The following is a 16,155-nucleotide window of genomic DNA, read 5'->3' on the forward strand; positions in this document are numbered from 1 at the left end:
ATTTTACCGCCCTCACTACCACGCTGATGGCACCCTACGCCTGATGGAACGCCTAACCGAAGCCGCGCCCCCCGTAATTCACAAGCGCATCCTGGGCCGCTTGCCTCCACCACCCACACGGCCCATCGTTCCTTCAATAGATGTCGTTCACAATCGTATCGCCATTGAAATTATGCGCGGCTGTACGCGAGGATGTCGGTTTTGCCATGCCGGTATGGTTACCCGCCCGGTGCGCGAGCGCAGTGTGGATGAAATCCTCACCACGATCCAAAAAGCACTTAAGAACACTGGTTATGAGGAAGTAGCCTTGCTTTCGCTATCCTCCTCAGACTATAGTCAGATCACCCACTTGGTTGAACGCGTTAGTCAGGAAGCTACTCGTCAGCACCTGGTCGTCTCCCTGCCCTCGTTGCGCATTGAAACGGTCTCGGTCGAACTTATGGAGCGCCTAAAGGGCAAGCGTCAAAGTAGTAGTTTCACTCTGGCACCAGAGGCCGCTACGGATCGCATGCGGGCAGTAATTAATAAGCCCATCGAAACCGATCAACTGCTCGAAACGGCTCGCGCTATTTTTCAGCACGGATGGTCGAAGATCAAACTTTATTTCATGATCGGACACCCGACCGAAACTCTGGAGGATGTAAAAGCCATTGCCGAAGTAAGTCGGCAAGTTTTAGCCGAGGGGCGTCGCATTATCGGACATCGCGCTTCGCTTCATCTCGGGGTTAGCACGTTCGTCCCCAAACCCCACACCCCCTTCCAGTGGCTGCCTTGCGACACCCCCGAGCAAATTAAGACCAAGCAGCATACCCTTCTCGACGCCTTGAAGGGAACCGGAATAAAAATCAACTGGACTGACCCTCGTGAAACACTCTTAGAAGCCTGGCTCTCCCGTGGAGACCGCCGCTTGGCCGAAGTTATTTACAATGCCTGGAGTTTGGGGGCAAAATTCGATGCCTGGCATGATCACTTTGATTACGAAAAATGGATGACGGCCTTTCAAATGGCCAATTTAGATCCTGCCTTTTATACCCATCGTCAACCCTCCCTGGATGAAGTTTTCCCATGGGATCATATCAGCCCCGGTGTACGCAAGGCCTACCTTCAGCAGGAGTACTTAAATAGCCTGCAAGGTATCCTGCGTCTCGATTGTCGGCGGCAGTGCTATGCTTGCGGTATTCTACCTACCTATAAAGAACTGCGTCGTAAATATCCAGGACAGCACTGGAAATGCCCCGAAGTTCCCGTGCATGCACGGGCTTAAAAAAATTCCTTCTGTGATGAGAGGTTGCTCCCAACCTGTGATACAACGTTTCCGTATTCATTATGCCAAAACACAACCCTTGCGCTACGTCAGTAGCCTGGACCTACAGAAAGTCTGGGAACGCTATCTGCGGCGCGCGGATCTCCCGTTAGCCTACAGCCATGGATTTACCCCTCAACCTCGCCTGCAACAGGCTCAGCCCCTCCCCTTGGGTTATCTCGGGGCTAACGAGATCATTGATGTGTGGTTAGAAGCAGAATCCGATCTCTCAGCTGAAGAAGTTCAAGCGCATCTACGAGCCACGCCCCAGCCCGGAATTGAGATACTCTCTGTGACCGAAATTGCACTGGAGGCGCCTGCACTGGTTTCCCAAATTGTCAGTGCTGACTATGAAGTCTGGTTTCTCGACCCGCTCGACCCTGATGAACTTGATCATCGTGTAGCCCAACTGCTTAATGCACCCTCAATCCAGCGCGAACGTCGCGGAAAAGCCTATGATCTCCGTCCACTCATAGAATTTATGGAGATACGGACCGATACCACTGCTAACCGTCTTGGGCTTTATATGCGCCTTGCCACCCGCGAGGGTGCTACCGGACGTCCGGAGGAAGTGGTCGCGGCATTGGGCTACGATCCGTTTGCCGTGCGCATTATCCGCACTCGACTACATGGAGTAAACACCTAAAATGTGGCGTTATTTTGAATGCCAGTCATCTTCATGCACTTTCCGCTTCCCCGCAGAATGGGAAACAGGACAGATGATATCCTGCCCACGTTGTGGGGCTGAGACCCGAGCAATTTTTCCCTCCCAAGAATCGGCTCCTGCTTTACCGATGCTGGATATCAAAACACCTCTCCACTCTGCCATACTGGATAATCTCCGCAGTGCCTACAACGTGGGCTCGATTTTCCGCACTGCCGATGCCTGTGGGATTCGACATCTTTACCTGTGTGGCATCACCCCACTCCCCACCCATCCTGGGGTGAGAAAAACAGCCCTGGGAGCAGAAGAAAATCTCCCCTGGTCCTACAATCCCAATAGTATTCTACTCGCTCAGCACCTCAAGCGCGAAGGGCATTATTTGATCGGTGTAGAAACCGCCTCAAACGCGCACTCCCTTTTTAAGATTGGGAATCTGCCCAGCACCTCGCCCTGGACGATCGTGGTCGGCAACGAAGTGGCTGGAATAGACCCTGAACTTCAGGCATTATGCGATGTGCTGCTTTGGATTCCTATGCAAGGCTACAAGCGCTCTTTAAATGTTGCCGTTGCCTTTGGTATTGTCGCTTATTTGTTGCGCTATCTGGCACAAACCGCGGTCAATATAGACATTGACGAAGCTCTAACCCACGAATAAAATCCTTACGCCGAGACTATTTCGCTGAAAAAGGAAAAATCCCTATGCCAATCTACGAGTATATCTGTAAAGATTGTGGAGCGCGCTTTGAAAGCATGCGCCCGATGAAAGAGGCCGATCAGCCCATCCATTGCAAATCCTGCTTAAGCCCCAATACCTATCGCACCGTTTCGGTGTTCTTTGCCGCCAGCGAAGGCCGATCCATCACGTCAACCACAGGCTGTGCCTCGTGTGCGGGCGGTTCATGCGCCTCATGTGGTCATCACTAAACTGCAACCATGCAAACCTTTAACGGTCGTCTGGCTTTGATTACTGGGGGTTCCAGCGGTATTGGGCTGGCGCTAGCTCACCGCCTGTTGGCTGAAGGCGCTCGTGTTGCCCTGCTCGCCCGAGATGCGCAAAAACTAGACCAAGCCCGGGCAAGACTTCTCGCCTCCTTTCCCCAGGGCGAAGTTAGTCTCTGGCGTGCCGATGTCGCCAATGCGCCTCAAGTAACCACTGTATTGCAAACCCTACTTGAACAACTTGGTCCGCCGGATCTGTTAGTGAATTCTGCCGGCGTTGCGCGCCCGGGGCGATTTGAAGATCTGCCGCTGGACGTGTTTGATCAGATGATTGTAGTAAACTACTTGGGCACAGTCTATGTGACCAAAGCCCTGGTGCCGGCCATGTTGGAGCGGGGAAGTGGGCACGTTGTTAACATCTCTTCAGTGGCTGGGTTTCTGAACATCTATGGATACACCGCCTACGGCGCCTCGAAGTTTGCCGTGCGTGGTTTCAGCGATGCCTTGCGCATGGAACTTAAACCCCGGGGGATTGATGTCTCGCTGGTGTTTCCTCCAGATACCGATACCCCGCAACTCGCCTATGAGAATCAATTCAAACCGGAGGTTACCCGGGCGCTTGCTGGCAGCGCTGGAGTCCTTTCACCGGATGTGGTAGCCCAAGAGATTCTTCGCGGCATCCGCCGTGGCGCCTATGTAATCCTGCCCGGCTTCGAAACCAAGGTGATCTACCTGTTATCAAGACTGTTGGGGGCGGGGGTTAACCCCATTTTGGACGCTATGGTACGAAACGCCCTCCAAAAGACGCGGGCGGATCAGAACCTGGACCGAAGTTAAGACTAAGGCAATCCAAATCAAATCTGTAATCAATAAATGCAAAAGTTGGATGGCAACCGGGGCTAACAACACGACGTTAATCACCCCAATTGCCCACTGGAGAAAGATGAGGGCAATGAGAGTTATCCCCCAAGGTCCAGAACTTTTTTCTTTCCCTTTTACCCGCAAAACGACTCCAATAATATAGAGCCCAACGACGAGAGCAATGAATGGGTGGAATACCCGTAACCGCACGAATACATGTGCCACCGGTGAAACGTCCTGCGCCAATCCCTCACGCAGGCTGGATACCGGGAAAAGCGTATCCCCTAGGGCGGTGATCGCCCCGCTGACTCCCAGAAGTCCCATGCCCAACCAAGCGCCAAGGAATAACCCTAGATTAGATGGATTCCAATCCCATCCCTGCCCTTCTAGCCAACGCGAAAACCAGGCCGTCAAGGTTAGAGCGGCCAACAAAAGCAGCGTATTGAGCAAGTGCAAAGACATTGCCCAGGCACGTTCAAGGGAGGTGTTTTGAGCGACTAATTCAAACAACACCAACCCTGCACCAATGAGTGCTTCAGTGAGCATAAAAAACAGGGCGGCATAACTCATCCACCGCGCTGGATGAGAGCGAGAATAAGTTTTTATGGCCAGGGCTACTAGCCCAAGCACCAGCAATAATGTCAATCCACTGGTAACGCGATGGGTAAATTCAATGAGGGTTTCAATCTGAGGCGCGCGCGGTAGAACTTCACCATTGCATAACGGCCAATGTGATCCACACCCTGCCCCTGAACCAGTTGCTCGCACATATGCACCCCAAAGAATAACCAAAACGTTGTACCCTAAAACTACCCAGGTAAAGCGTTGAAAAGTCTTCATCCTCAATCTGCCTATCAAGTATTAATGCGCTAGATAATATATCACAAACTTGATCTACTCACCCCATAAAATCACCACTTTTTCCTGCTTGACACCATCTTTGGCGATGGCTAAAATCGTTTTGGGGTTGGACAATTCACAAAACGGACAAGAGAGGCTGTGGATTGTCCGATTTCACTCAGTAGGATCCACTTCTATTCCCAAGAAAGGAGGAGCGCATGACCCATATAATCACCAGCCTATGCCTGCGTGACGCTGGCTGCACCACGGTGTGTCCAGTTGACTGCATTGTTCCCGGGAAACCGGTCGAGCAGTGGCCATGGTACTATATTGATCCTGATACTTGCATTGATTGCGGTGCGTGTGTCCCGGAATGCCCGTATGCCGCTATCTTCCCGGAAGATGAGGTGCCTTCCGCCTACGTTGCCAAGGGTGGTGAGCGGCTCTCGATGCCGGTGGGCACCCCCGGTTTCACCGAGGTCTATGACGGCGTAAATCATTTCGGCGAGCCAGTACACTTAGAAGCCACCCGCACTCTGAAACCCGGCGAAACGGTTGACCTGACTCCGGACATCGCTAAGAATTACGCTTACTTCAAAGAGGGACCGGGTTACAGCGCACTTGAGAAATAACACCAACATATCCTGCCAAAAGAGGAAGTCGTCTAGCGGCTTCCTCTTTTATTCTCTACCCAATCCACACCAAGGAGGTTTCCTTTGTCTGCTATGAGCGAAGAATACCGGGTTGAACGCGACTCTTTAGGCGAGGTGCGTGTGCCTGCCCAAGCCCTCTACGGTGCCCAGACTCAACGCGCTGTAGAGAATTTTCCCATCTCCGGGCGCAGACCTTATCGGGCCTTCATCTGGTCCATGGGGTTAATCAAGCGCGCCGCAGCAGACGTTAACAGCACCTTGGGATTGCTTGATCCGACACGAGCCCAAGCCATTGTTCAAGCCGCTACTGAGGTGATGGAAGGCCATTGGGATGAACAGTTTGTGGTTGATCCCTTTCAGGCCGGCGCCGGTACCAGCCACAACATGAATACCAATGAGGTCATAGCCAACCGTGCAACCCTGATCCTGGGGGGAAAACTGGGAGAATACCGTGTGCACCCTAACGATCACGTTAATATGTCGCAATCTACCAATGACACCATTCCCACCGCTATACGCTTGGGTTGCTTATGGCGCTTGGACGAATTGCTCCAAACCATTGACGAACTCACTCAGGCGTTACGTGAAAAGGCCGTTGCCTTTGACGATATCGTCAAATCGGGGCGGACCCATTTGCAAGATGCCGTTCCAGTGCGCCTGGGGCAAGAATTTGGTGCTTATGCTCGCGCCGTCGAACGTGACCGTGAACGGATCGAACGCGCAGCGGAAGGATTACGTCGCCTTGGCATTGGGGGGACTGCCACCGGCACCGGGCTCAATGCCCATCCCGAATACCACCCGCGTATGGTCGCTTGCTTGTCAGAAATTAGCGGTCTGAGGCTCTACACGTCGGATAACCTTTTCGAATCTATGCAGTCCATGGCTGACATGGCCGACTTTTCTTCGGCTTTGCGTACTCTAGCCTTAACCCTTACTCGCATCGCCAACGACATTCGCCTCCTCTCCTCAGGCCCCACAACTGGCCTGGACGAAATCCGCCTACCCCCAGTGCAACCCGGATCCTCAATTATGCCGGGTAAAGTTAACCCGGTATTAGCCGAGATGCTTAATATGGCCATGTATCACATCATTGGCCTAGACACCGCGGTAGCCCTTGCTTCTCAGGCCGGACAACTTGAACTCAACGTCATGATGCCCATCATTGCACATGATCTCTTTGAAATGATGCACGTTATGATTGGCGCCGTTCGCGCATTTACCCGCAAATGCGTGATTGGCATTCAAGCCAACCGAGAAAAAGCCGAAGGATGGCTGGCACGCAACCCAATTTTGGTTACCGCGTTGAACCCATTAATCGGTTACATGGCTGGTGCGGCATTGGTTAAAGAGGCCTTAAGCCGCAATGCGACCATTCAAGAGATAGCCCTGGAAAAAGCACGTCTGGGAGAACTCCGCCATAAAGACACCGGACAGCCGCTGACCGAAGAGGATATCCGCGCTGTATTTCGTGATTTGAGACGACTGACCGAGGGAGGGTTGTTTGGGGGCGGAGGTGGCGGAGGTTAAGCCGCCTCGCCTGCATAAATCGCGGCGCCAATAATTCCGGCGAGATTCTGGAGTTGGGCGGGCACAATACGTGTTCGCAGAGAGAGTAGCGGCAGAAACTTTTCTGCTTGTTTGCTCAGCCCGCCCCCAACGATAAACAAGTCAGGCCAGAATAGGTTTTCCATCTCGTTCAGATATTCTTGCAAGCGTTTAGCATACTTTTTCCAGGTTAGCTTCTTACGTTTGCGCGCCGCATCGGAGGCCCGCCATTCCGCATCCTTGCCTCGAATCTTAAGATGACCAAACTCGGTATTAGGCACCAGATGCCCATCCGTAAAGATTGCCGAGCCAATCCCTGTGCCTAACGTCAGCATAATGACAACACCGCGTGCATTCTCACGTCCCACACCAAAGCGCATTTCGGCAATCCCAGCGGCGTCAGCATCATTAAGGGTAAATGTGGGACAGCCGGTAGCCTCACTTATCAACCGATTAACGTCGGTACCAATCCAATCCTTGTGCACATTCGCTGCCGTCAATGCGACTCCATGATGAACAACTGCCGGAAACCCACAGCCAATCACTCCATCCCATCCCAATGCGCGTACCAAGTCATTGACCACTTTCGCTACAGCATCAGGTTTTGAGTTCTCCGGGGTGGGCAAACGCACTCGTTCGCTGATCAATTTGCCGCTCTCGATATCCACAATGGCACCTTTGATCCCACTTCCTCCAATATCAATCCCCATTGCCGTTTTCATCCTTATACCTCCCAATTTTTAATAAAACAAGCTTATCAAGGACAAGCCTCAGACAAGTGTTGCTCGTACGTCTCAGAAAAAACGTGTCGTCCGGATTGATCACACTGCGCTCTGAAATAATAATAAGAGGTTTGTGCCGGATTGGCTACCGCCTGTAACGCCTCCAAACCGGGATTACAAATCGGTGTTGGAGGTAATCTGGTATTGATATAGGTATTATAGGGGGAATTTATCTTGAAGTCTTCAGATTTAAGTGGGTTTTTCCACCAGGTGTTAAACTGCGCATCGTAACCGAGAGCATACTGCACTGTGGGATCACTGTCCAACTTCATGCCAGCGTGTAAACGATTGAGAAAAACCGACGCGATCAGAGGATATTCTTCTTTGACAATCCCCTCCCTTTCCACAATGGAGGCCAAAATAACCCCTTGGTAAAGGCTCAGCCCCTGTCGGGCAAAGCCTTCGCGAATCTCGGGCGTGAGCGTCTGAGCAAACCGCTCCACCATCTGAGCGATAATTTGCTCAACCGCCATACCACGCCGAAATATATAGGTGCCCGGCATAAGAAAGCCCTCCAAACTTCCCGGATAATCCAAGGTCTTAAGCACCTCCCACGCGGGTGGCTGACGCACGATCTTCAGGAACTGGGATTCACTCTCCAACAAACCCGAAAGTCGTAATGCCTGGGCGATCTCTTCAGCGCGCCAGCCCGGTAGAATGGTGACGGTTATCTCGACCCGTCCCCCTTTTTGAAGTGCGTGGGCTACCTGGATACCATCCATTGTCGGCGAAAGTTCATACTGCCCGGCCTGGATCCCTCTATCCAACCCGGAATAGACCAATAGGATCCTAAACGCCTCTTCGTCTTGAATCAATCGGGATTGCTTAAGACGTTGAATGATCACCGAAGTTGGCTCGTCATTTCCAATAGTGAAAATGACCTTGTCATCCTCAACACCCGAGGGGGCATGGAGTTTGCTTTCATTCAGGAACAATGCCCAGGCATAGTACAAACGCTCAGGCAACGATAACTCTTCCGCCGGCGGCCCAAACCGTTCCGCCACGCGGTTGGGTATATCCACCAATACCACAAACGCGAGGAGTCCCCCCAAACAACTCAGTAAGAGAAAGATAAAAAGTCCTACTCGAGCAGTCCGTTTTTTACGTGACGTCATGCTTTTTGGCTCTCATCATCTTCCGTCTCAGGTTTATGCGGCGGTTTTGTTTTCAAATCGGCTTGAATATCTAAAAAATCCTGCAAAATAATTGCCGCCGCGCGGTGATCTAGGGGCTCACGCCGCTTTTTGCGCGAAGCATGCATTTCTTGCAACAGGGCTTGGGCACGCTGAGAACTGCCACTTTCATCCCAGGTCATCACCGCAATGGAACCAACCGCTCGGATTGCGTCGGCCAAGCGCAAAGCACGACGAGCAGCTGGCCCAATTGTACCATTCCATGTATAAGGCACACCGACAACAATCAGTCCAACCCCCAACGATTCCGCTAGATTCACAATCTCTCGAGCATCCACCTCCCGAGAACGATGTTCTAGGATGGTGAGCGGTCGGGCAATGGTGCCGCTGGGATCACTCACTGCCAAACCGATGCGTTTTTCGCCTGGATCAACACATAAAACTCGCATATATTTTATTTCAGAGAAATATGGATGCGCCACGGAAGAAATGGAAACCGCCCCCACCACGAGGGAAATAACCGAATTGTTTCAACCTTTACACCCTTCCATAATGCACCTAAAACGGTCTCAGCCCGCATAATCGGCTGACCAACCAGAGTGTGGGTCATAATATCAACTTGCGTAGCGGGGATCAACCACCGATTGGCTTTAAGGATTAAGGAAAATTCACGGCTTTCGATTGATCCCTGCCCCAACCACTCAACCTGCACATCTTTGTTTAAAGCCTGATAGCCTGGAGGCGTGCGAGCATCGAGAATGGTGCGCACAAACACTTGTACATCGCTTTTCTTAACTGCACACCCAGAATACCGACCCCTGACCACCGTTTTAAAGATTGACGCAGGTTCACCTATAGCCGGAAACGTTTTCTCCTCCAGGACTTTTTGTAATTGTATTGTGGACGAAATCAACTCCTCCTCTGGGCTGATACGTGCCTGTAATTCACTGGTGGCTTCTCGATATTGAATATCCAATAATCGTTGCCGGGCACGTTCTACATCCTTCTGACTAACTACAGTTACTATCCGATCCGAGCCACCTTGTGCAGGTTCAGCGTTATATACCCGCACGGTCGTTCCCAATGCGCCTTCAACCTCACGTATCGCCCCAGCCGGCACGTTTCCTTTGCTCCCCGAAGTCACAGCCGTTACCGCAAGCGTAGTTGTCTGTCCCACACCCGCTGGGAGTACAGCACTCTCCAGAGCCTCAAAACGTACCGGTTCGGGCTCAGGAGCTACGAATATCGTGCCCTTAGGAATGATTTGAGAGACTCCGGTCAGGTTCTCAAGCACCACCTCGGCGCGTGCATAGGTATCGGGCCAGCTGGCCGAATCACTGGCGATCTCGTCATGCTGGGATTCAATCTCGGTGTTCACTTCGCGACAGGGGAGTACGCCCTGCACCTGTACAATCTGCACCTGGGGAGAAAGACGAACCGGTATTTCGGCTATCTGTAAACGCTTTGGCAGTTCAATCTCAAGCGTAGCGCTGGGTACGAGCAGGCCCATTAAGACCAACACGGCCACAAAACCGAACAAAAAGACAACCAACCTCAGCCCCCAAGGCATTGGTTGGGGAACCCTTGAAACGAGCGCGGTCCGAAGATCTTGCCGTTGGTGTTTCAATGTTTGAAGCTGAGAAGCCAAACGAGATGGCCGAAGTACAGTGTTCAAACGGCGCCAGCGTTCTTTATGGGCCGCCTCGACACTACGAAACACAGGTATTCCCGCTTCCAAACACAGGTGGGCTATATCTGAACGACGAGATACCACAGCAAGTTGAGCCCCCAAAGCTCGCGCACGTCGTTCCAAACGCACCCAGTCCAGCTGACTAAAGCGTGGTGCTCGTCGAGAGGGAAAAATCAAAATTATTCGCTGGGCCTGGGTCCAGGCCATCTTGTCCCCCACCGATAACACATCATCGAAGGGCTCAACCCGAATCACTTGGGTCTTCATATGGGGTTATTATATACAATCCCAGCCGACGCAACTACCAGCGAGAAGCCTCCTGCAACCGCTCAATTTCCAGCGGGGAAAGAAAACGCCACTGTCCCGGTAGAAGCCCTTCCAGATTAATCGGCCCAATGGCTATGCGCACAATACGCAATGTCGGATACCCTACCGCTGCCGTCATATGGCGAATTTGCCGCTTCATCCCTTCAAATAGGACGATCCGTAGCCAACTGGTTGGACCATGAGGGGTGACAGGCTTCTCACGCGGTGGCAGCGATGGCTCCGGAATAACAACAACCTGACAACGTCGCGTTCTGCGTCCTTTGATTACCACCCCTCGCTGCAAGGCTGCAACGGCCTCAGGGCTAATTACACCTTCCACTTGAACCAGATAGGTCTTCGGCACATGATGCTGGGGATGCGTGAGACGATGAATCAGACCTCCGTCATTGGTGAGCAGCAGTAAACCCTCACTATCAAAGTCCAATCGTCCCACCGGATAGATGTCAGGCAGTGAAATGTAGTTCTTAAGGGTTGGGCGGCCCTCAGGGTCGGTAAAAGCACTCAACACCCCATAAGGTTTATAAAAAGCGACAACGATGTTTGTTGGGGTCATCATGGCTTTTCTCGCGCAACTGGTCACAATTTTAGACTATAATTCGTATGAACCCAAACCGAGGAGATCCTTGTGCCCAGAGTAATGCGATTATTTTTTGGTCTGATACTGCTAACGGCTTTGGCCTGCAATTTGCCGGTCAGCACATTAAGGGCAACTCCTGATCTCATCGGAACCAATGTGGCTCAAACGCTAACCCAATACGCCTTACAACCCACCCCTATTCCTAGTATCACACCCCAGCCTACACAGATTTTACCTCTTCTTACTGCAACCCCCACAACGGAACCCTCTCCAACACCCCGTGCTGAGTCTTCGGGAGATCCACGTTTACAATTGGGAGATCCCATCTATACCGAAACTCTTGACAATGGACGTTCCTTCGGTTTAGAGGGTAAAGTTTACGAGGATGATAATACCCTGATCCGTATCCAGAACGGAGCCATGATCCTGACCAGCAAATATGCGACAGGGTACCATGGTTGGCGCACTGGCGGACGAAAGCTACAAGATGGTTACATAGAAGGGCTTTTCCGAACCGGTAACTGTGCGGGACAAGATACATATGGTCTGATTGTGCGTTCGCCTGACTTTATCCGCGGTTACTGGTTCACAATCACGTGTGATGGACACTACGGGTTTGGTTATTGGGATGGTGAAAAATACGTTGATCTCCTTGAACGTCGTGACGACCAACAAGTGATCAAAACCGGACCAGATCAAACCAATCGTTTGGGTGTTTGGTTGGAAGGTAGCACATATCGCCTTTATGCAAATGGTGTCCTGCTGGACGAAATCAATGATGATCAATTCACCTCCGAGGGATACACCGGCGCAGTCATTGCTGCTCACGATACCCCTGGTTTCACGATCTATCTCGAAGAAATCTCTTATTGGAATCTCCCTTGAATAATATGGATATTGGGTACTTTCGCAATCAAATCCGGGAATTTGCACGCCAACAAATCGAAAAACGGCCGTTATATTTGGACACCGAAACTACCGGCTTGGACAAAAACGCCGAGATTATCGAGGTCGCCATCATCGAACATGATGGGCGCCCCTTATTTCAGTCTCTTGTTCGCCCTTCGCGCCCTATCCCACCCGAAGTCATTGCCGTGCATGGTATTCACGACGACGAAGTGAAAACAGCACCACCCTGGCCAATCGTATGGAACTCTATCCGTCCCCTTCTTAAGGGGCGTCTGATTGCAGCCTATAACGCCGATTTCGACCGGCGCATGATGGAACAGTCCCTCACCCGTTACGGTTTTAAGTGGCAAGAACCCATCACTACTCTGGATATTATGCAAATCTTTGCGGATTTCCGCGGCGAATGGGACCCTAATCGTCGCGCTTATCGTTACTTCAAACTTGAGGAAGCGGGACGCTTTCTTGGCATCCCGCTTCCCAACAGCCACCGTGCCCTCGACGATGCCCAACTGGCGCGAGCAGTGCTGCATGCCATTGCCGGTTTGCCCTATTGAACGCAAATGGTCATTGAGACCTTAATCCGACGAACGTTTGGGGATCTTGGGGATCAGCCAATCCAAAAATGCACCCTCACTGCGCGTTTGCAATAAGACCTTGCCCGGTCCGGTCAGATCAACCACCAGGCCCTCTCCCCCGAAAAGAGTAGACTTAAGTCCTCCTACCGTGCGAACCCGAAAGCCAATTTGTTCCTTGAAAGCCACTAAGTGTCCCGTGTCTACGGTATAGGTCTCTCCTGCCTTAAGATCAAGTTCGTGAATCGCGCCATAACTTGAAAGCAGAAGCTTTCCGTTGCCACTGCATCGTAACATGATCAATCCTTCGCCACCGAAGAACGTACGCGCCCCCGACCACTTGGTATCGGTCTGTATGCCTTCGCTGGATGCCATAAATGACCCCGATTGAACCAGATAGGTCTCGTTCTCCAACTCCAAAAGAAAAACGTCCCCGGGCAACGTCGGCGCTAATAAAATCTCACCTCCCTGAGACGGGGCCCTGAAGGTATTAACAAAAAACGATTCACCCCCTAATACAGAACGGCTCAAGGACTTCAGAAATCCCCCTTTCATTTTGGTCTCCAGTTGAACCCCAGCCGACATACCCACCATGGCGCCGGTTTCAGCCAACAAGGCTTCATTAGCCGCCAATTTAACCCGCGCCAAAGAATATGAAGGACGATATAAGATCTCAATTTCCATTAGTCTCCTCCTGGTATCAATATTGAACGTAAAAACTTCGACTATTCTAGCACACGCCGCTTCCTATGGCGTTAAAACCCTTTGCGAATCCCAGGTTTCGTAGTAAACTTGGGCTCGCCAAAGCAGACCTCAAAACTGCTTTCCACCCTTCACCTCAAGGTGGAGGGCAAACCCAAGGAAAGAAGGAGGAACATCTTTTTATGCGCACTTACGAATTAGTTTTTGTGGTCCAACCCGAGTTGGATGACGCAGCTTTACAAGGAGTGATCGAGAAGGTCAAGGGATGGATAAATGAAGCAGGGGGTACCGTAAGCAAAGTGGATTTGTGGGGCAAACGCCATTTGGCTTATCCCATCCGCAAGCGCCATGAAGGTCATTATGTTCTCTTCGAAATGCAAATGCCCCCTGCCTTCAGCGCCGAACTCGAGCGCAACTTGCGCTATCTAGAGCCCATCATGCGGTTTTTAATTGTCAATCGAGGATAATTTCTGTTAGGGCAACCTCAGCGGAGTGTGAAAATGAGTCGGGGCTTAAACAAAGTCATGTTAATTGGCCATCTGGGGCGCGATCCGGAGATGCGCTATACCCCCTCTGGACGACCGGTTACCACGTTTACCATCGCCACAACGCGCACCTGGAATACGTCCAATGGCGAACGTCATACCGAAACCGAGTGGTTCAACGTGGTGACGTGGGGAAATCTAGCCGAAATTTGTAAGCAGTACCTTAGCAAAGGTCAACAAGTTTATGTTGAGGGACGTTTGCAAACACGCCGCTGGGAAGACAGCGAAGGGAACAAGCATACTTCGGTGGAAATTGTGGCCAATGAGATGATGATCCTGGGCGAACGCCGCGAGCCTCTCTCTAACAATAATCACTTCGCCGAGACGCTACAAGATTCTCAACGCTCAGATGAAGATTTGGATGAAGACGAATACCCTTTCTAGGAGTTTGAAGCATGACTGACGTTGAATTAACCGAACACGAACAGGTAGCGGCTCCACGTCGCTATGCTGCTCGTCCAAAAATCTGCCAATTCTGCGCTGACAAGAATACTGTCATTGATTATAAGCAGGTAGATTTGCTTCGCCGTTTTCTCACTGAGGAGGGCAAGATCCGACCACGACGGCAAACCGGAACCTGCGCCAAGCACCAGCGCCTGCTGGCGCGTGAGATAAAGCGGGCACGTCACCTCGCTTTGCTCCCCTTTGTAGCCAAAGATTTGAGTGAAGGCTTACTCTAAGCCATCACTAACGCAAGATAGGGGCATGTAGCCAACCGCTCATGCCCTTTATTTTGTGTATGCCACTTTCGAGGCGTTATCATGGCAAAGAAACCCAAAACAAAAGCAATCTCTCGCAAGCAACAAAGCCGCGTTGAGCGTGAACTACGCAATCGGCGCCTAGTCCTCTGGGGTACTGTGGGGATTATTGCCCTAGTGGTCCTGGTAATTGCTTACGGCCTACTAGACCAATTTGTCTTACAACAGCAACGGCCAGTAGCCCGGGTAGCAGGTACCCCCATTACGCTGTCAGAATTGCAAAAACGGGTCCGGTTTGAACGCTATCAACTGATTCAGAGCATCACTACCCTGGCACAGTACAAGCAGCTTTTTAACTTTGACCCTGCCTCTCAAGCCTATTTTGAGGCCCAAATTCAACAAAGCGTTGCCCAACTCAATGATTCCAACTCTTTGGGCTCCAAAGCCTTAGACGCCCTAATCGAGGCCCGCATCCTCGAGCATGAAGCCGCCACGTTGGGCATTAGCGTAAGTGAGGAGGAAGTGACACGCGCGATTCAAGAGGCTTTCGGCTACTATCCCGAGGGGACACCAACACCCGCCCCAACCAGCACACCCTATGCCACAGCAACCTTAAATCCCATTCAGCGCACGCTTGTTCCTCCTACGGCTACTCCTACCACCACTAGCACTCCCACCACTGGGCCGACCCCAACGCCCTGGCCTACGGCAACACCGACCCCCACCCAGGACCCGAATGTGACACCAACCCCCACCGAAACACCTCTTCCCACACCCACACCACTGACCGAAGAAGGTTTTCGCACCAATTACAATCAGTATTTGGAGAGGTTAAAGGCGGAAACTGGTCTGGAGGAAGCCGATCTACGAGCGTTTTTTAAGGCCTTTCTACTGCGTGATAAGCTAATGAAGAAACTGGATACTGAAATCCCTTACGAAGAAGAACAAGTATGGGCACGCCATATCTTGGTTAAGACGGAAGAAGAAGCCCAAAACGTCCTCAAACGCCTCGCGGCAGGTGAGGATTGGGTCAAACTTGCGGCAGAGGTCTCGCAAGATACCAGCAACAAAGATCGCGGCGGCGACCTAGGCTGGTTTGGAAAAGGTGAGATGACCAAAGCCTTCGAAGATGCCGCCTTTGCGCTCACCGAGATCGGGCAAATCAGCCAACCGGTGAAAACAGAATTTGGGTGGCACATCATCCAACTTTTGGGACATGAGGTGCGCCCAATCTCTGCCGACCGCCGTCAGCAGTTGCTGAACCAAAAATATCAAGAATGGCTTGACCGCAAGAAGCCCGAACTTAAAGTTGAGCGTTACGATAACGTTTGGCAAGGCAAATTACCGGCCGAGCCCACATTGCCGCCCGGCATTGCCGGCAACTAATCAGGGATAATATCCACAAAAGAACCCCC

The 16,155-nt window shown here is 51.7% G+C and carries 19 protein-coding genes and 1 pseudogene; 13 read left to right on the forward strand and 7 right to left on the reverse strand.

The features are described from left to right. The 5 genes from AC01YT_RS02325 to AC01YT_RS02345 all read left to right on the forward strand — a co-directional run. On the forward strand, window positions 1-1,264 hold a 1,264-nt coding region (locus tag AC01YT_RS02325), incomplete at its 5' end, for a radical SAM protein (RefSeq protein ID WP_476672608.1). A gap of 37 nt (window positions 1,265-1,301) precedes the next feature. Beyond that, window positions 1,302-1,949, forward strand: coding sequence for a TIGR03936 family radical SAM-associated protein (locus AC01YT_RS02330; RefSeq protein WP_476672609.1), 648 nt, complete (start codon window positions 1,302-1,304; stop codon window positions 1,947-1,949). Window position 1,950: 1 nt separating this feature from the next. Further along, window positions 1,951-2,622, forward strand: coding sequence for an RNA methyltransferase (locus AC01YT_RS02335; protein ID WP_476672610.1), 672 nt, complete (start codon window positions 1,951-1,953; stop codon window positions 2,620-2,622). Window positions 2,623-2,666: 44 nt separating this feature from the next. Further along, window positions 2,667-2,891 carry an FmdB family zinc ribbon protein gene (locus AC01YT_RS02340; RefSeq protein ID WP_476672611.1) on the forward strand — a complete coding sequence of 75 codons (225 nt, stop codon included), beginning with the start codon at window positions 2,667-2,669 and terminating at the stop codon, window positions 2,889-2,891. Window positions 2,892-2,900: 9 nt separating this feature from the next. Next, complete coding sequence (locus tag AC01YT_RS02345; protein WP_476672612.1) at window positions 2,901-3,743, forward strand: SDR family oxidoreductase; 843 nt, start codon at window positions 2,901-2,903, stop codon at window positions 3,741-3,743. On the opposite strand, the gene AC01YT_RS02350 is transcribed toward AC01YT_RS02345, so the two are convergent. Then, window positions 3,645-4,607 carry a COX15/CtaA family protein gene (locus AC01YT_RS02350; protein ID WP_476672613.1) on the reverse strand — a complete coding sequence of 321 codons (963 nt, stop codon included), beginning with the start codon at window positions 4,605-4,607 and terminating at the stop codon, window positions 3,645-3,647. The two genes, AC01YT_RS02345 and AC01YT_RS02350, sit on opposite strands and share 99 nt — an antisense overlap. A gap of 218 nt (window positions 4,608-4,825) precedes the next feature. Here AC01YT_RS02350 and AC01YT_RS02355 point away from each other — a divergent pair. Beyond that, a pseudogene (locus tag AC01YT_RS02355) lies at window positions 4,826-5,035 on the forward strand (4Fe-4S dicluster domain-containing protein); the annotation flags it as partial. 297 nt (window positions 5,036-5,332) lie between these two features. Continuing rightward, window positions 5,333-6,787, forward strand: a complete 1,455-nt coding sequence (locus tag AC01YT_RS02360) for an aspartate ammonia-lyase (RefSeq protein ID WP_476672665.1) — start codon at window positions 5,333-5,335, stop codon at window positions 6,785-6,787. Here AC01YT_RS02360 and ppgK read toward each other — a convergent pair. From ppgK to AC01YT_RS02385, 5 genes are read right to left on the reverse strand one after another with little or no spacing between them, the layout of a single operon-like run. Further along, window positions 6,784-7,527 carry a polyphosphate--glucose phosphotransferase gene (ppgK, locus tag AC01YT_RS02365; protein ID WP_476672614.1) on the reverse strand — a complete coding sequence of 248 codons (744 nt, stop codon included), beginning with the start codon at window positions 7,525-7,527 and terminating at the stop codon, window positions 6,784-6,786. The genes AC01YT_RS02360 and ppgK overlap by 4 nt on opposite strands. Before the next feature lie 35 nt (window positions 7,528-7,562). After that, window positions 7,563-8,702, reverse strand: a complete 1,140-nt coding sequence (gene mltG / locus AC01YT_RS02370) for an endolytic transglycosylase MltG (RefSeq protein ID WP_476672615.1) — start codon at window positions 8,700-8,702, stop codon at window positions 7,563-7,565. Continuing rightward, a complete protein-coding gene (gene ruvX, locus AC01YT_RS02375; protein WP_476672616.1) occupies window positions 8,699-9,169 on the reverse strand; it encodes a Holliday junction resolvase RuvX in 471 nt (156 codons plus the stop codon). Before ruvX ends, mltG begins: the two co-directional genes overlap by 4 nt. A 5-nt stretch (window positions 9,170-9,174) precedes the next feature. Then, window positions 9,175-10,677 (reverse strand): baseplate J/gp47 family protein, encoded by a 1,503-nt coding sequence (locus AC01YT_RS02380; protein ID WP_476672617.1) that lies wholly within the window; start codon window positions 10,675-10,677, stop codon window positions 9,175-9,177. 34 nt (window positions 10,678-10,711) lie between these two features. Then, the gene (locus tag AC01YT_RS02385; RefSeq protein WP_476672618.1) at window positions 10,712-11,293 is read right to left on the reverse strand and encodes a pseudouridine synthase; all 582 of its coding nucleotides are present in this window, start codon (window positions 11,291-11,293) and stop codon (window positions 10,712-10,714) included. Between the two features lie 69 nt (window positions 11,294-11,362). On the opposite strand from AC01YT_RS02385, the gene AC01YT_RS02390 reads away from it, so the two are divergent. Together AC01YT_RS02390 and AC01YT_RS02395 are read left to right on the forward strand one after the other, a co-directional pair. Further along, window positions 11,363-12,199: a hypothetical protein gene (locus tag AC01YT_RS02390; protein WP_476672619.1), complete on the forward strand. Its 837-nt coding sequence runs from the start codon at window positions 11,363-11,365 to the stop codon at window positions 12,197-12,199. A 5-nt stretch (window positions 12,200-12,204) separates the two neighbouring features. Continuing rightward, window positions 12,205-12,777, forward strand: a complete 573-nt coding sequence (locus AC01YT_RS02395; RefSeq protein ID WP_476672620.1) for a 3'-5' exonuclease — start codon at window positions 12,205-12,207, stop codon at window positions 12,775-12,777. Window positions 12,778-12,798: 21 nt separating this feature from the next. Here the strand turns inward: AC01YT_RS02395 and AC01YT_RS02400 are convergent, their stop codons facing one another. Then, a complete protein-coding gene (locus AC01YT_RS02400; RefSeq protein ID WP_476672621.1) occupies window positions 12,799-13,479 on the reverse strand; it encodes a TIGR00266 family protein in 681 nt (226 codons plus the stop codon). A 200-nt stretch (window positions 13,480-13,679) separates the two neighbouring features. Here AC01YT_RS02400 and rpsF point away from each other — a divergent pair, with 200 nt between their 5' ends. From rpsF to AC01YT_RS02420, 4 genes are all read left to right on the forward strand, one after another. Beyond that, on the forward strand, window positions 13,680-13,964 hold the full coding sequence (gene rpsF / locus AC01YT_RS02405) for a 30S ribosomal protein S6 (RefSeq protein WP_476672622.1): 285 nt from the start codon (window positions 13,680-13,682) through the stop codon (window positions 13,962-13,964). 33 nt (window positions 13,965-13,997) lie between these two features. Continuing rightward, window positions 13,998-14,426, forward strand: a complete 429-nt coding sequence (locus AC01YT_RS02410) for a single-stranded DNA-binding protein (protein ID WP_476672623.1) — start codon at window positions 13,998-14,000, stop codon at window positions 14,424-14,426. Window positions 14,427-14,437: 11 nt separating this feature from the next. Continuing rightward, a complete protein-coding gene (gene rpsR / locus AC01YT_RS02415) occupies window positions 14,438-14,722 on the forward strand; it encodes a 30S ribosomal protein S18 (RefSeq protein ID WP_315623955.1) in 285 nt (94 codons plus the stop codon). Between the two features lie 81 nt (window positions 14,723-14,803). Further along, window positions 14,804-16,126 carry a peptidylprolyl isomerase gene (locus AC01YT_RS02420; protein WP_476672624.1) on the forward strand — a complete coding sequence of 441 codons (1,323 nt, stop codon included), beginning with the start codon at window positions 14,804-14,806 and terminating at the stop codon, window positions 16,124-16,126. The last annotated feature ends 29 nt before the right edge of the window (window positions 16,127-16,155 follow it).

This window comes from Thermanaerothrix sp. (genome assembly GCF_056331585.1).

Excerpts from the sequence above, each read along its gene's own strand:
- AC01YT_RS02335 (WP_476672610.1), top strand. The coding sequence starts at position 1,951 with ATGTGGCGTTATTTTGAATGCCAGTCATCTTCATGCACTTTCCGCTTC.
- AC01YT_RS02340 (WP_476672611.1), top strand. The coding sequence starts at position 2,667 with ATGCCAATCTACGAGTATATCTGTAAAGATTGTGGAGCGCGCTTTGAA.
- AC01YT_RS02345 (WP_476672612.1), top strand. The coding sequence starts at position 2,901 with ATGCAAACCTTTAACGGTCGTCTGGCTTTGATTACTGGGGGTTCCAGC.
- AC01YT_RS02350 (WP_476672613.1), bottom strand. The coding sequence starts at position 4,607 with ATGAAGACTTTTCAACGCTTTACCTGGGTAGTTTTAGGGTACAACGTT.
- AC01YT_RS02360 (WP_476672665.1), top strand. The coding sequence starts at position 5,333 with ATGAGCGAAGAATACCGGGTTGAACGCGACTCTTTAGGCGAGGTGCGT.
- ppgK (WP_476672614.1), bottom strand. The coding sequence starts at position 7,527 with ATGAAAACGGCAATGGGGATTGATATTGGAGGAAGTGGGATCAAAGGT.
- mltG (WP_476672615.1), bottom strand. The coding sequence starts at position 8,702 with ATGACGTCACGTAAAAAACGGACTGCTCGAGTAGGACTTTTTATCTTT.
- ruvX (WP_476672616.1), bottom strand. The coding sequence starts at position 9,169 with ATGCGAGTTTTATGTGTTGATCCAGGCGAAAAACGCATCGGTTTGGCA.
- AC01YT_RS02380 (WP_476672617.1), bottom strand. The coding sequence starts at position 10,677 with ATGAAGACCCAAGTGATTCGGGTTGAGCCCTTCGATGATGTGTTATCG.
- AC01YT_RS02385 (WP_476672618.1), bottom strand. The coding sequence starts at position 11,293 with ATGATGACCCCAACAAACATCGTTGTCGCTTTTTATAAACCTTATGGG.
- AC01YT_RS02395 (WP_476672620.1), top strand. The coding sequence starts at position 12,205 with ATGGATATTGGGTACTTTCGCAATCAAATCCGGGAATTTGCACGCCAA.
- AC01YT_RS02400 (WP_476672621.1), bottom strand. The coding sequence starts at position 13,479 with ATGGAAATTGAGATCTTATATCGTCCTTCATATTCTTTGGCGCGGGTT.
- rpsF (WP_476672622.1), top strand. The coding sequence starts at position 13,680 with ATGCGCACTTACGAATTAGTTTTTGTGGTCCAACCCGAGTTGGATGAC.
- AC01YT_RS02410 (WP_476672623.1), top strand. The coding sequence starts at position 13,998 with ATGAGTCGGGGCTTAAACAAAGTCATGTTAATTGGCCATCTGGGGCGC.
- rpsR (WP_315623955.1), top strand. The coding sequence starts at position 14,438 with ATGACTGACGTTGAATTAACCGAACACGAACAGGTAGCGGCTCCACGT.
- AC01YT_RS02420 (WP_476672624.1), top strand. The coding sequence starts at position 14,804 with ATGGCAAAGAAACCCAAAACAAAAGCAATCTCTCGCAAGCAACAAAGC.